At 36.8% G+C, this 14,239-nt stretch carries 13 protein-coding genes and 1 other annotated feature; of the genes, 9 read left to right on the top strand and 4 right to left on the bottom strand.

Annotated features, from left to right (window positions below):
• Positions 1-38: 38 nt before the first annotated feature.
• Positions 39-1,088 (bottom strand): NAD(P)/FAD-dependent oxidoreductase, encoded by a 1,050-nt coding sequence (locus ACOZBY_RS17580; RefSeq protein WP_031418330.1) that lies wholly within the window; start codon positions 1,086-1,088, stop codon positions 39-41.
• A gap of 271 nt (positions 1,089-1,359) precedes the next feature.
• Between ACOZBY_RS17580 and ACOZBY_RS17575 the strand changes: the two genes are divergently transcribed.
• From ACOZBY_RS17575 to ACOZBY_RS17555, 5 genes are all read left to right on the top strand, one after another.
• Positions 1,360-3,471: a choice-of-anchor I family protein gene (locus tag ACOZBY_RS17575; protein ID WP_051889616.1), complete on the top strand. Its 2,112-nt coding sequence runs from the start codon at positions 1,360-1,362 to the stop codon at positions 3,469-3,471.
• 96 nt (positions 3,472-3,567) lie between these two features.
• Positions 3,568-4,182 carry a dienelactone hydrolase family protein gene (locus tag ACOZBY_RS17570; protein WP_080717416.1) on the top strand — a complete coding sequence of 205 codons (615 nt, stop codon included), beginning with the start codon at positions 3,568-3,570 and terminating at the stop codon, positions 4,180-4,182.
• Between the two features lie 13 nt (positions 4,183-4,195).
• Entirely contained in the window at positions 4,196-5,152 is a 957-nt protein-coding gene (locus tag ACOZBY_RS17565) for a LytTR family transcriptional regulator DNA-binding domain-containing protein (RefSeq protein ID WP_031418327.1), read from the top strand.
• A 146-nt stretch (positions 5,153-5,298) separates the two neighbouring features.
• Positions 5,299-6,147, top strand: coding sequence for an ABC transporter ATP-binding protein (locus ACOZBY_RS17560; RefSeq protein WP_012292550.1), 849 nt, complete (start codon positions 5,299-5,301; stop codon positions 6,145-6,147).
• Positions 6,144-6,851, top strand: a complete 708-nt coding sequence (locus ACOZBY_RS17555; protein ID WP_422762580.1) for an ABC transporter permease — start codon at positions 6,144-6,146, stop codon at positions 6,849-6,851. Before ACOZBY_RS17560 ends, ACOZBY_RS17555 begins: the two co-directional genes overlap by 4 nt.
• A 15-nt stretch (positions 6,852-6,866) precedes the next feature.
• On the opposite strand, the gene ldmS is transcribed toward ACOZBY_RS17555, so the two are convergent.
• Both ldmS and ACOZBY_RS17545 read right to left on the bottom strand, forming a co-directional pair.
• Complete coding sequence (ldmS, locus tag ACOZBY_RS17550) at positions 6,867-8,018, bottom strand: L-aspartate--L-methionine ligase LdmS (RefSeq protein WP_031418324.1); 1,152 nt, start codon at positions 8,016-8,018, stop codon at positions 6,867-6,869.
• Positions 8,019-8,131: 113 nt separating this feature from the next.
• Positions 8,132-8,716: a GNAT family N-acetyltransferase gene (locus ACOZBY_RS17545; RefSeq protein WP_012292547.1), complete on the bottom strand. Its 585-nt coding sequence runs from the start codon at positions 8,714-8,716 to the stop codon at positions 8,132-8,134.
• Between the two features lie 96 nt (positions 8,717-8,812).
• Here ACOZBY_RS17545 and ACOZBY_RS17540 point away from each other — a divergent pair, with 96 nt between their 5' ends.
• Positions 8,813-10,174, top strand: a complete 1,362-nt coding sequence (locus tag ACOZBY_RS17540) for a PLP-dependent aminotransferase family protein (RefSeq protein WP_031418321.1) — start codon at positions 8,813-8,815, stop codon at positions 10,172-10,174.
• Positions 10,175-10,324: 150 nt separating this feature from the next.
• Complete coding sequence (locus ACOZBY_RS17535) at positions 10,325-11,131, top strand: EcsC family protein (RefSeq protein ID WP_012292545.1); 807 nt, start codon at positions 10,325-10,327, stop codon at positions 11,129-11,131.
• Positions 11,132-11,180: 49 nt separating this feature from the next.
• Here ACOZBY_RS17535 and ACOZBY_RS17530 read toward each other — a convergent pair whose 3' ends face one another.
• Positions 11,181-12,149: a quinone oxidoreductase family protein gene (locus ACOZBY_RS17530; RefSeq protein WP_031418319.1), complete on the bottom strand. Its 969-nt coding sequence runs from the start codon at positions 12,147-12,149 to the stop codon at positions 11,181-11,183.
• 95 nt (positions 12,150-12,244) lie between these two features.
• On the opposite strand from ACOZBY_RS17530, the gene ACOZBY_RS17525 reads away from it, so the two are divergent.
• Together ACOZBY_RS17525 and ACOZBY_RS17520 are read left to right on the top strand one after the other, a co-directional pair.
• On the top strand, positions 12,245-12,448 hold the full coding sequence (locus tag ACOZBY_RS17525) for a hypothetical protein (RefSeq protein ID WP_031418317.1): 204 nt from the start codon (positions 12,245-12,247) through the stop codon (positions 12,446-12,448).
• 177 nt (positions 12,449-12,625) lie between these two features.
• Positions 12,626-12,891, top strand: a binding site (T-box leader).
• A gap of 65 nt (positions 12,892-12,956) precedes the next feature.
• Positions 12,957-14,207 (top strand): MFS transporter, encoded by a 1,251-nt coding sequence (locus ACOZBY_RS17520; protein WP_422762579.1) that lies wholly within the window; start codon positions 12,957-12,959, stop codon positions 14,205-14,207.
• Positions 14,208-14,239 lie beyond the last annotated feature (32 nt).

The raw sequence follows: 14,239 nt of genomic DNA, 5'->3' as shown, positions 1-14,239 counted from the left end.
AGGAACACCTAAAATACATCGAGTGCTCCTAAGATTAATTATTTTAAGCTTTCCTGTAATAGCTTGCGATTACGTTGTTTAAAAATATCATTATGGGAAGAGACAATACCGCCATCAGAAGCATCGGGCTGAATATATTTTTTCGCACTATTCACTGCGTGCAATGCATCATGAAAAGCTGCTGCAATTAAATGGATTTTGCCATCATGGTGCAAAATATCTCCTGCCGCATAAAGTCCCGGAATAGAGGATTCACTATTTATAGTACCAGCAATGAAATAATCGTTTTTACGTTCAATTGCTAATGGACTATTATCTAATAGTTCCTTATCGCGTACATAGCCATGACTGATAACAACTTCATCGATAGGAATTTCCGTTATAGTACCTGTTTCATGATTCGTTAAAGCAATCGCTTTAATCATTCCTTCTTGATCATCCGCAATTAATTTCGTAATTTCTGAATTATAATGACATTCAATGGCACTATTCGTTAGCTCCGTAATTTGAGCCTCATGTGCAGACAATTGATCTTTTCGATAGGTTAAATATACCTTTGACGCTACTTCCATTAACTCTAATGCCCAATCTACAGCGGTATTACCACCACCTGAAATGATAACCGCTTTGTTTTTAAATTTTTCATAGGATTTGATGGTGTAGTTTAAATTAGATACCTCAAACCGTTCTGCTCCCTCAATTTCTATTTTTTGAGGATTAAGGATACCCCCACCAATAGCAACTATGACCGTTTTTGAATAATGAATATTCCCAGACTCAGCTGTAATAACGAAAATCCCCTCGTCGTTTTTGGCAATTGATAATACCTTTTCATCTGTGTAAATAGAGGGATTAAATGTTAAGGCCTGCTCCACTAACTGCTTAATTAGTTGGCCACCTGAAATTGGCGTAACGCCCCCAATGTCCCAAATCATTTTCTCCGGGTAAACATGGATTTTACCCCCGAGCTGTGGCTGTGATTCAATTAGCTTCGTCTTCATTTCACGTAAGCCACAATAAAAGCTAGAATATAATCCTGCCGGTCCTCCACCAATGATCGTTACATCATACATTTCTTGTTCAAACAAATCGTAGCACACCTTTCATTTATGTTATTTCCTATCTCAACAATTGGGCCGTGGTAACAACATAACTACAAAACCCTACTGTATTTTCATCTTATAGAAATACTTACTACTTCTTACTCCCTTATTATACGATAATGATAATCATTATCAAGTAAAACTTCCCATTTTGGAAGCTATGTTGTCAATTCTTACTATTCTTTAAATAATCTTTATACGGTATTTACATTGAGCATGTACTCTTAAACTAACATTTAATGGAGGTTTAATATGTATGAAGTATAAAAAATTAGCTGCCCTAGCAGCAGGCTGTTCCTTAGCTATGGCTACTCTTTTAATAGGAGAAAATCAATCCTATGCGGTAGAAGAGTTACCACCTGAACTTAACTTAAATGTCTCCTCTCGCTATGATTCTGGCGTGAAAAATGAAGATGGAGGGGCCACAGAAATTGTTGCCTACAATGCGGACAATTACAAATACTATGTAATCAATGGGACAACAAAGCAAATTGAAATCGTCCCTTTACCAAAAAGCTCTTCCTACTCTGCCGTAAAGGTCGAGAAAACGGTCAATCTTGAAAAAGGTTTAAAAGAAATCAAACCAAACTTCTCTTATGGAGATGTGACAAGTATTAGTATTAACACCGATTCCGATTTGATAGCTGCCGCTGTTCAAGCTGAAGACTATAATGACAATGGATTAGCAGTATTTTTAGATTACAACGGTAATATTCTTCATATTGTAGAAGCTGGTAAACAGCCCGATATGATCACCTTTACACCTGACGGGAAAAAGGTACTTGTAGCAAATGAAGGAGAGCCTCGTGAGGGTTATGAGAAAGCCGTTGATCCAGAAGGCAGTGTTAGTATTATCGAGCTACCAACTGACATTACTAAAGCAACGGTAAAGGATATTAATTTCGAGGCTTTAGATTCTCAACGTGAGGAGCTTGTTGCTAAAGGTATCGTTTTAAAGAAAAAGACGAATCCTTCTGTAGATTTCGAACCTGAGTATATTGCTGTCAATAAAAAAGGTAATACAGCCTATGTTACCTTACAGGAGGCAAATGCAATCGCTACGCTAGATCTTACATCAGGTGAATGGAAAAATGTGCAATCACTAGGTTTTAAGGATCATCGTAAGAAAGAAAATGCGCTTGATTTCATGAAAGATAAAAAAATTGAAATCATTCCTGAAAATCTTTACGGCATCTATATGCCTGATGGGATTTCTTCCTATGAAGTGAACGGTAAAACCTATTTAGTGACAGCAAACGAGGGTGACTCACGTGATTGGAAAGGCTATGTAAACGAACTTGAAATGGAACTAAGAGGCAATGAAGTTGTGCTTTTTGATACCTCAGACTATGATGGCTTACAACCTGAAAAAATGTATAGCTTTGGAGGTCGATCTTTCTCTATCTATGAAGCAGAATCAATGACTCAAGTATTTGATAGTGGTAGTGATTTTGAAAAGATTATTGCCCATTCATTACCTGACTACTTCAATGCTTCCAATAATAATACAAAGCTTGATAATCGCAGCGGTAAAAAGGGCCCTGAGCCTGAGGATGTGAAAATTGGACAAATCGGTGATCGCATGTATGCCTTTATTGGTATAGAACGGGTTGGTGGCATCATGATGTATGATATTACAAACCCTAATTCACCATCATTTGTTCAATATATAAATAAAAGAGATTTTGGTGAAGATATTAAGGGAGATGTATCACCAGAAGGTTTAGCTTTCATTCCTGCTTCAGCTAGTACTACAGGGCTTCCAACTTTACTTGCTGCACATGAGGTTAGCGGTACCGTTACTGCTTTTACATTTGGTAGTCCATATAAAAGTTTATTTTTAGATATACAAGGTCATTGGGCACAAACAGCCATTGAGGAACTAGCAAATAAACATTTATTGAATGGTGTAGCTAAGGATCAATTTAATCCAAATGCTCCCATGACTAGAGCACAATTTATAACTGTCCTCAGTCGTGCACAAAAAATTAATTCAACATCCAAAGCTCCCTTTTCAGATGTAAAAACAGGCGATTATTTTGAGGATGCTATTGGTTGGGCATATGAAAAGAAGCTAATCAATTCATCCAATGAAATGTTTAATCCTCATAAGCCTATTACAAGAGAGGATGCTGCTGTAATTCTATATCATTTTATAAAATTAACTGAAATAGACTTGCCTAACCATCATACTCAACAATTATTCAAGGATGATGCTGCTATTTCTCCTCCTGCAAAGGAAGCGATTTATATTTTGCAGCAAGCTGGAATTTTTACAGGTAACAAACAACAATTGTTTCAACCACAAAGCACTTTATCACGCGCTGATGCTACATCGGTACTCTACAAATTATTTACCTTTAAATAATCCTTCATGCTGTTCGAGTGTTCGAACAGCTTTTTTTATTCTAGCTAAAATAAACCTCAATCCATAAATTACTAAAATATACGTAAACGCTAGTTTTTGATACACTATTGGAAAAAACCAAAAGAGGTCGTCATGAAAAGAAAAATATTTATTTTACATGAAATATATGGCATCAATCAATTTATAAAAGAACAAGCCGAAGCCTACCGTGATGAACATACCTCCGTTTGCTGTGCTTCGCTTTATCCAGAAGGAAAATCCTTCTCATATAAACAGGAACAACAAGCTTATGATTTTTTCTTCCATACAGTCGGCTTTGACGCACCTCTTGAGATGCTATCAAAAAACCTACTAGAGGCATGTGAAAAATATGAAGAGGTTGTGCTAATTGGATATAGTGTAGGTGCTACATTAGCCTGGCGATTATCAACGCTCCCCCTACATCGAGTTATTTGTGTTTATGGCTCACGTATACGCCAATTCCTAGACGTCCAACCATCTTGTCCAACCTTGGTCATTCTACCAAGCTGTGAAAGTAGCTTTGATGTGAATGCAATAAAAAATGTACTCGAACATAAATCAAATGTTCAAGCAAAGCAATATCACGGACAGCATGGTTTTATGGATACTTATAATTCCCATTTTTGTCCATCTAGCTACTTTCAAGCACACACAAATATCTTAAACTTTTTAGGAGTAGAACAACATTAGGAGGAACAAAACAATGGAAGAAAATATAGATATTTTGGTTGAACCATATATTGAAAGAGGTAATGTGATTTATCCAAGCTTTCCTATAGCCTTACAACCTGGCATGATTATAGGCATCTACACAGATGTTTCTAAAATACATACTTTAATGCAATGGTTTATGAAACGAGATCATACATTTACATATTTTCGCGAAAGCGCTCTCTATGAACGCCTTACTGTTCGTGAGCATATACGGTTTAATTTGAAACTATTCAAACGTACACCTAATGAGGCTGAGGAGTTATTAAAGCTATTTAGCTTAACTGAACAAAAAAACATGAGAATTAGTAAGCTTTCTACTAGTGAAAAACAACGATTAAAGTTATTGGGTACCTATCTTCAGGAAGTATCGCTTCTTGTATTAGAAGAACCCTTTCAAAATATCGATGATTTTTCTAAGCAAAATGTCCAACAAATACTAAAAAAACTCACAGAAAGACAAAAAAGCATCATTTTACTTTCTAATAATCTAGAAGACTTAATGATTGCAAGTACTGCTATACATAGATTAGATGGGGCTGGCTTACATACACTAGACGTTAAAGAGGAAGAATTAGACAAAACACCTCCCCCATTTGAAAATTCGCCGATTCGCATTGATAAAATTCCAACAAAGAAAAATGACAAGATTATTTTATTTAACCCGCCCGAAATTGATTATATTGAAAGTGTTGAAGGTGTCGTTTCTGTTAATGTTGCAGGTGAATCCTACCCATGTACACTATCACTGAATGAGCTAGAGCAAAAATTGACACCATTCGGCTTTTTCAGAAGCCACCGTTCATACATTGTTAACCTACAAAAGGTTCGCGAAATCATTACATGGACGCGCAATAGCTATAGCCTTGCACTCAACAGCACTGATAAAACTGTTGTGCCTTTGTCGAAAAATAAACTAGCAGATTTAAAGAAAATACTCGGAATATAGTAGATTTCCCAGGAAATAAACGACTCCTGTCACCTTCCATATCGTGTTGTTGGTAGTCATTTTTCCTCCTCTCATCTAATTATTGCTGTGTACCTTTCACTTGTTGTTTATAGTTTAGACATCAACAACAAACAGGAGGCTTACACATGAAAGCAGTAATTGATGTACAGCATTTGAAAAAAACTTTTAATAAAGAAATCGCACTACAAGATGTTTCCTTTACTATACAAAAAGGAGAAATATTTGGTTTCCTTGGTCCGAGTGGCTCTGGAAAAACAACTACTATTAAAATATTAACTGCGCAAACTGAAAACACTGCTGGAAATGTTCTATTATTTGGACAGCCTGCAGCTGACATGAAGCAAAGTCAAAATCGTAAACGTTTTGGCATATTAACAGATAATAGCGGTTTGTATACGAGGTTATCTATAGAAGAGAATTTATTACTCTATAGTAAGCTATATGAGCTGTCAGTCACTGCCGTCAAAGAAGCTCTTGATTTTGTAAATTTATATGCTGATCGCAAAAAGAAGATAAGTCAGCTTTCAAAGGGCATGATACAGCGTGTTACACTGGCTAGAGCTATAATGCATAAGCCTGAATTATTATTTTTAGATGAGCCTACTTCTGCACTTGATCCTGTAAATACAGAACATATCTATAATGGTTTACGAAAGCTGAATAACATGGGGACAACGATATTTTTAACAACCCATGATATGAGCGAGGCCGAAATACTCTGTGACCGAGTTGCTTTCCTGCATAAAGGGAAAATTCGAGCAATTGGCACTCCAAGCGACTTGAAGCAGGAATTTGGCACTGATTCCATGACTGTTGAGCTTAAAAATGGTACACAAGAAGTGATCCAAAACGGGGCTCAAGATGCCGAGAAACTGTATCAATGGATGCAAGCCAATGACGTTACTCGAATCCATACAAATGAACCAACATTAGGCGATATTTTTATGCAAATAACAGGGAGTGATTTAGTATGAATATTTCAATGACAAGAATTCAAGCTATATTAATGAAAGATTATAAGGAATTTTCACGTAACTATGCCGTATCTTCGATGGTACTCTTACCAATAATTTTGGCATTTTTGTATAATCAATCTGGTGCATCCTCTATCAACGCTTATCTCTTACCTATTAATATAACGTTTTCTATGGTAACAGCTTATATACAATGCTGTTTAATTGCAGAGGAGAAGGAGAAAAACACATTACGAAGCCTGATGCTCTCCCCTGCTTCACTAGCAGATATTTTTATTGGTAAAAGCCTATTTGTTTTTATCGTAACGATGATCGTGGTAGCTATGTCTATTTTTATTGTGGGATATAACCCATCTAGCCTACTCATTTTAGCTATTTCATTAATACTTTCAACTGTATTTTATATTGCACTTGGAACGATTTGTGGATTATTTTCTAAGTCTATAATGGAAGGTTCCATCATTGTATTACCGATTATCATTATTTTCTCTTTTGGCCCAATTGCCCTAAATTTTGCTTCTACTTATCCAATCTTAAAGATTGCAGAATGGTTACCAAGCTCACAATTATTACTGTTAGCCGAAGCATTAGAAGGTAAATATTCAGTGACAGATGTAATCATTCCTATGATGACGATAATTGTTTGGTCCCTACTTTCTTGGTTTCTCGCTGCAATTATTTATAAAAAAAGAATGGTCGATTAATGACCATTCTTTTTACTATAATAGTTCTTGCTCAAGTTTTTCAATCTCGCTAAGTTCATCGGCATACCATATTCCAACAAATCTAGAGGGAACAGGTTCATCGAAATAATTCCCGTCATAAAATGATAACGGAAATAATATTTTATGTTCAACAAACCTCTTAATGGTTTGAAAGAAAACGTCATTTTCCTTTGGACTTTTTGCTGCATAGGAGGCAAATTTATTGATAGGCTTACCTAAAGTATCATGAAACATTAGCATAGAGGTGGAGCCATTTTGGCGGAAATTCAAATCAATAGCCTGAACATCACCAGCCTCTGTGACAATTAAATCAAATCCTGCTACACCAACAAAACCTTCTGCAACACCTTGTTCCATAATATGTCTTCCTACCTCAATTACCTTTTCAGGAACTTCATCTACTATTATATTACCGTGATAAATACCGTTTTCATCGGTAATTTGTTGTGAGGCTCCTAAATATTGAATACCTAGTTCCTCGGAGTAGACAAATTGACAGCTATAATTGTCCTTTGTCTGTAATAACTCCTCAATAATTATGCTCTCCGTTCCCGTCATTCGGAATTGCCGCAGACCTTCCGTCAGTTCCTCTTTATTATGGCAAATGATGACTCCATATCCTCCAGAGGTTGGGGAATCATCGCCCGGCTTAAGGACCACAGGCGGTTGCCAATTTTTGATGGCATCTGAGAGCCTATAGGTTTCAACATTTAGACGACTCGGAACAAATTTGCTATCGATTAAATGATCAATATATGCTTTTGAATTCAATTCATTAAATTTCTCGGCATCCATCCAATAGCATTGACGGTCCATATGTTCCAAGTCATGTATATATTGACAAACAATCGTTTTGTCGTCTTCACACCAAGAACGAATATGGGCTAAATACTCCTCCTGTGTGTCATAACTAAAAGGCTGTTCGACCCATGGTAAACCTGTTAATCGATGTAGTTCCCGAGCTTTTTCAGTTTGGGTAGCTCGGTGCACTAATACAGGAATATCAGCAATAGCTACTTCTCTAGAGGTTAGGGCATCCAGTTTATGAGGATCGTCCATCATCCATGGATTATCACTAAACGGCGTTCTTGGTGTATAAACTGCATTCTCACCATAGATTTGTCTTAGCGTGTATTTTGGTTTCAAGTAGATTACCCTCTTTCAATTTTTAAGTACTCTACCCTTCCCCTTATTTTTTGACACTTTTTAATAGAAAAAACAGTCTTAGCGGCCAATAAAAATCCATTAAAACCCAAATATTAAATAGATTCGCCTAATAATTGATTTAAGTGAATTTTCACCTGCGGCCACTCGTCTAACGTAATACTATACATCACTGTATGGCGAGCGGTCCCATCTTTCCGAATCATATGATTCCGTAATATTCCTTCCTTTGTCGCCCCTATACGCTCTATAGCTTTCTGAGATTGAATATTTTCATGATCAGTTTTGATTTGAACTCGCTGTAAATGAAGGGTTTCAAAACAGTATTGTAATAATAGGTATTTACAATTGGTATTAATAGCAGTACGCCAGTAGACTGGTGTCAGCCATGTTGTTCCTATTTCAACCCGCTGATGTGTATCATCTATATCCATAAAACGTGTAGACCCTATGATCTCTCCAGTCTTTTTATCCACAATAACAAAAGGAAATTCTGTTTTATTACGCCTCATTAATAAAGCATTTTCCACAAAGTTATGCACATCCACCATTTTTTCGATCGTTGTGGACATATGTGACCAAATTTCTGGATAACTCGCCGCCTCTAATATCCCCGATAAATCATTTAACTCTAAAGGCTTCAGTTTAACTATTTCATTTTCTAATGCCATAAACTCCATGATGTATCACTCCTTTTTTAATTATTTAACGGTAAATTTGATATGATAGAAAGTACCAATTATTAAAAACCAGACCATACCAAAGGAGGTTATCTTGTGGAGCTATCCATTTCATTGACAGGAGATTCAGCCAAATACATTCAGATATACGAAGAAATTAGACAGTCTATTTTATCTAAAAGGCTATTAGGTCATGAGCAATTGCCCTCTAAGCGAGCCCTTGCCCGAACTCTCGATGTAAGTGTACATACTGTGAAGGAGGCTTATGAACAATTACTGGCAGAAGGTTATGTTTATAGTAAAGAACGGTCGGGTTATTTTATTGCTCCCTTTGAATTTGATTGGGTACAAGATGAACAGCAGCATGAGGTTCCTCTAAGGACAATCATATCCAATGACATTCAGTATGATTTTCATAACGGGCATGTGGATAACGAGGCTTTTCCCTATTCACTTTGGCATAAGCTCCTGAAAAAACATGTAAACAAGAATAATTTATCCATAAGTCCCTGGGCAGGTGAAGACCTATTACGCTCCGAGATTGCGCGCTATGTACAACGTTCACGTGGCGTTGTTTGTGATGCCTCACAAGTGTTTGTTTATGGTGGAACACAAAGTCAACTTCAAGCCCTTAGTCTCTTTTTAGGTCCCCAGAGTAAGGTCGGAGTAGAAGAACCGGGTTTTAAACGGGCACATACTACTTTACGACAATGCGGTTTGTCTACAGAGGCCATCCCTGTGGATAAAGCCGGTATAACTCTTCCTTCAAAAACAATTCACATGTTATACACAACACCAGCTCATCAATTTCCTTTGGGCATGATTATGACCGTAGAGAGAAGAGCCGCCTTGTTGCAATGGGCAAATTTGAATGAGGCATACATTATTGAAGATGACTATGATTCTGAATTTCGTTATAAAGGGCTGCCAATCCCCTCTTTAGCAAAAATGGATCAGCTTCAACGAGTTATTTATTTTGGAACATTTTCTAAAACGTTGCTGCCTTCTTTGCGAATCAGTTATATGATTTTACCAAAGTCATTAATTGCATCGTTTAATGCCTTTAACCATGATCAAAAATCAGTTGTCTCCAGAGTAGAGCAACTTGTTTTAGCTGATTTCATTGCACAAGGTCAATTTGATAAACATTTAGCGAAAATGCGGACAGTTTATCGTAAAAAACAACAAGCTCTACTAACTGCTATCTCCACTCATTTTTCGGAGGAATTTCAAATCATCGGTGAAAAATCTGGGCTACATATCGTGATGAAGTTACCTAATAGACTCTCTGAGAAAAATGCGATTCAACTTGCTCAAAAGATTGGAATTCTTGTCTATCCATGTTCTACTTCCTATCAGCATGGTACAGAGGATACTTTAATCATTTTAGGCTACGGTGGACTGACACTTCAGCAAATTGATGAAGGTATTGCACTCCTTGCTTCCGTCTGGCAATAACCTGTCATTTTATTAGATGGTCGGAGTCAGTCTATACACGAAACTTTGTTTTAGACATAAAAAATATACAGATGTTTCGAGACAAGGCGAAACCTTATAATGTTTTTTTCGTATGTAAAGGTAAATGAACACATAAGGGGATAGACAATAATGGAGAACCGTCAGCTATTAGAGCAGCACTTGCAGGAAATTCAGGATTGGGAAAAGGATCAAAGGGATTTATGGTTTTGGGAGAAACTAGGTAGAATACCGTTTAAGTTGTTAGATAAAATGACGCCTACTTTTATTCAAAATAAAATTGCATTATTAGTCGATGAATTAGGGAACTACATACAATCCGGTGGAAAATATTTAATCAATGAACAAGCCATGATTCAAAAAGTCCGTAACCATTCTTCCACAGAGCATATTTTGAGCATTTCAGATATTGGTCAAATTCCATTAGAGGATATGATTACTCTCAGTGATAAATTGCAAAATGAGCGTGTAAAGTTTGCGACTGTTCAAGGTGCTTCTACGGGGTTTGGCGGAATATTTACCTTGGCTATTGATATACCCGTTATTTTAGGAACCGCGCTGAAGACATTGCAAGAAATTGCTATTATTCATGGCTATGACCCTAATGATAAAATGGAGCGTATTTTTATTGTGAAATGCCTGCAATTCACAAGTGCAGATATTGTTGGGAAAGAAGCCATCTTACAGGAGCTTTCCACTATGAATAGTACTCATAAAGCTACTGACAATATGATTTCTCAGCTACAAGGCTGGCAGGAGGTATTTTATACGTATCGGGACCAGCTGGGCTGGAAAAAACTGTTTCAAATGATACCTATTGCTGGTATGATCTTCGGTGCATACGCAAATAAAGGAATGATTCAAGATGTTGCTGAAACGGGTATTATGTTATATCGAAAAAGACGAATTTATGAAAAATTGAATGAATTAGAAAGTTGATGATGAGAGATGGCGCTCTTCCTTATAAGAGCGTCACCCTCCCTTGTTTCTACATTTTAATTACTATTTTTCCCTGATGCTGACGACTTTCCATCAGTTCATGAGCGTTTTGCATATCCTCTAATGGAAATATTTTAGCAATGGGCACTTGGAAACTATCCCCTTTTAATAAAGTAAAAATATGTTGAGCGACCTGTTGTAACATTTCTGGTCTTAAGTCCCTAGTCGTACCCAGACTAAATCCTTTTACATTACGACAGCTACTATGTAAATCTGATGTCATAATAGTTCCTGCCTTGCCTCCACTATTGCCAAATTGTACAAGAGTGCCATATGGTGCTAAGCAAGTTAAGCTTTCCTCCGTAATAGCTCCCGCAATCGAATCAAAGATAATATCGACGCCAATACCTCCAGTAAAGTCTCGTACATGCTCACTAAATTGGTCATATGTAAGAACATGATCTGCCCCAAGCTGATAGGCTATCGGTGCCTTCTCTAATGTACTTACAGTTCCAATAATTTGTTTAGCGCCTAGCTTTTTGGCCATTTGAATAAGCATTGTTCCTACCCCACCAGATGCAGCATGAATTAACACCGAATCATTCTGACTAATTGGTGCTATCTGATGTGTTAAGATATACGATAAAAACGATACAGTTGGCACAGCTGCTACCTTCTCTAGCGGTACATCATACGGAACTTTAAAGACCAACTGTTCCTTTGCTACGACATACTCTGCATAAGCACCATTTATCGGAAATGCAATGACCTGGTCCCCCTTCTGAAAATTGCTGTTATCATTAAAAACCTCTTCTACAATACCAGCAACATCTAACCCAAGAATCATTGGAAAGTTTCCTTTAGCCTTATTACCTGTCCGATTTTTAATATCTGCATAGTTCACACTCGTATAGATTGTACGTATTAGGATTTCTCCTGTAGAGATTGTAGGCTTTGGATATTCGGCATATGTTAATACATCAGACGTACCAAATTCATTTATTACGATAGCCTTCATTTTTTTCTCCCTCCTTGTTATAGTCGAATTATAAACTAAATTTCCAAAGAATGGAGATACCTTTGTGAAAATTAAACCTAAGCAAGAGAACTGTAATGGAATACCGTATGATTTCTTTAATTAAGGCAGCAATCGTATATGCTTTATGTTATCTGGTACAGGGCTATAGTTACGAAAAACCTGGATACCCACTGTTATCACCTCTATTGTCACTGGACCATACAACGGCTAATCTATTAGATAAACACGCATTTTTGGCAATTGGCACAGCAGACCCGCATTTTTCACAGGAAAAATAGCTCTCAATCTTGCTGTTTTGATGAACTTATATCATTCCCTTGAGGATACTTCCAATTAACTCATACTATCCCGTTTTGCGAGTCGCTTTTCATCCAATTAAAAGCTTACATTCAAAAAAATGGACCATCTATTTCACCGTAGCACTTACCAAAATTATCTATATATGCTACACTAACCAAAATACAGTGAAGAGAAGAGTAAATAAGGCTGTTCTTCCCAGAGAGCTCCGGTTGCTGAAAACGAGCAAGAACGAATTATTGAAACAAGCCTCAGAGTAGCGCATTGGATTTCTATTAGAATGATGGTGCGACGGGAACTCCCGTTATAGAGTTACAGTATAAACATTCATTCATGTCGTACTGAAAAGGCTATTATGGCAACAACATAATAGTGAACTAGGGTGGCACCACGTGAGCATAAATTCTTCCGTCTCGTCCCTAAGACTACTGTCTTGGGGGTGGGATTTTTTTATTTTGCAAGGTCACTTTTGCAAGAGGAGGAATTTATATGAAAAAATCTTTAAAATCGTGGCGTTATCCAATTATCCTTTTAAGTAGTATTGGTATTTCTAGTATCGGTGAATGGATTTATTTTATTGCTTTGAACCTTACTGTACTCAATCTGACAGAATCAGCACTTGCTGTTTCTGGCTTGTATATTATCAGAGCTCTCTCCACATTGTTTACTAATTTTTGGTCTGGTAGTTTAATAGACCGCTTTAATAAAAAACACCTGATGATCCTATTGAATCTTTGCCGGTCCATACTGATTGTCGCACTTCCTAGCTTTTTGAGCTTAGGATGGATTTATATTTTAGTCTTTATCATTACAGCTACTAGTTCTATGTATCATCCTACCTCTATGACTTATATCACTAAATTGATACCGATAGAGCAAAGAAAACGCTTTAACTCATTACGTAGTCTGCTTGATTCTGGTGCCTTCCTAACAGGTCCAGCTATTGCAGGCTTTCTATTTACACTAGGTACACCGAATATGGCTATATACTTAAATGCTATTGCTTTATTTTTATCTGCCTGCATAACTATAAAAATGCCGGACGTTGAAGGACATGAACAATTAGGCTTTGCTCATCGTACAGAAAAAGCAACAACATTTTATAAAATATTGCTCTATGATTGGAAAATGGTCGTCCATTTTAGCTTTAAAAATGCCTATGTGATGGCAGTCTATTTTTTATTTAGTGCTACCATTGTATTGATGACAGCGACTGATTCTTTAGAGGCTGCGTTTGCCACTCAAGTACTTGCTTTATCGGAGGGAGAATATGGGGTTTTGGTCAGTATTGCAGGTGTCGGTGTACTAATTGGTTCTCTAACCAATTCAGCCATTGTTGAAAAAACCTCTACTGCTTGGTTAATCGGCATGGGGTCTATAATGACAGCCTTCGGTTATTTACTGTTTACTTCTTCCTATACCTTTTTTATGGCAGCTTTAGGTTGCTTCCTCTTATCATTCGCAACAGCTTTTGCGAATACAGATTTCTATACTTTTTATCAAAATAATATCCCTGCTGAAAGCATGGGACGTATAGGGAGTATTTATGGTTTTTTTGAAGCCCTTTTCATCATAATTTTGACAGCTTCATTTGGAGTTACTGCTGAAATTATTTCTATACGATTTGTTATAGTAAGTGCCTCATTTGTCATGGTAACGGTAGCTATCATTTTATTTATTTTAACGATATGCCCTTCTAAAGCCACTTTTTATCAAAGTACTTCTGAGTCTCATAACTAGGTAAATAAAAATAGGTCTTTTCCTTACGTGGA

This window comes from Lysinibacillus sp. NPDC056220, assembly GCF_049315265.1.
Classification (GTDB): domain Bacteria; phylum Bacillota; class Bacilli; order Bacillales_A; family Planococcaceae; genus Lysinibacillus; species Lysinibacillus pinottii.
Note: the sequence above shows the minus strand (reverse complement) of the source record. Positions and strands in the feature narration are given on the sequence as shown.

What these genes read in the sequence shown, in the direction of transcription:
- ACOZBY_RS17555 (WP_422762580.1), top strand. Translation starts at nt 6,144, where the DNA reads ATGAATATTTCAATGACAAGAATTCAAGCTATATTAATGAAAGATTAT.
- ACOZBY_RS17545 (WP_012292547.1), bottom strand. Translation starts at nt 8,716, where the DNA reads ATGGAGTTTATGGCATTAGAAAATGAAATAGTTAAACTGAAGCCTTTA.
- ACOZBY_RS17575 (WP_051889616.1), top strand. Translation starts at nt 1,360, where the DNA reads ATGAAGTATAAAAAATTAGCTGCCCTAGCAGCAGGCTGTTCCTTAGCT.
- ACOZBY_RS17530 (WP_031418319.1), bottom strand. Translation starts at nt 12,149, where the DNA reads ATGAAGGCTATCGTAATAAATGAATTTGGTACGTCTGATGTATTAACA.
- ACOZBY_RS17535 (WP_012292545.1), top strand. Translation starts at nt 10,325, where the DNA reads ATGGAGAACCGTCAGCTATTAGAGCAGCACTTGCAGGAAATTCAGGAT.
- ACOZBY_RS17560 (WP_012292550.1), top strand. Translation starts at nt 5,299, where the DNA reads ATGAAAGCAGTAATTGATGTACAGCATTTGAAAAAAACTTTTAATAAA.
- ACOZBY_RS17565 (WP_031418327.1), top strand. Translation starts at nt 4,196, where the DNA reads ATGGAAGAAAATATAGATATTTTGGTTGAACCATATATTGAAAGAGGT.
- ACOZBY_RS17525 (WP_031418317.1), top strand. Translation starts at nt 12,245, where the DNA reads ATGGAATACCGTATGATTTCTTTAATTAAGGCAGCAATCGTATATGCT.
- ACOZBY_RS17520 (WP_422762579.1), top strand. Translation starts at nt 12,957, where the DNA reads ATGAAAAAATCTTTAAAATCGTGGCGTTATCCAATTATCCTTTTAAGT.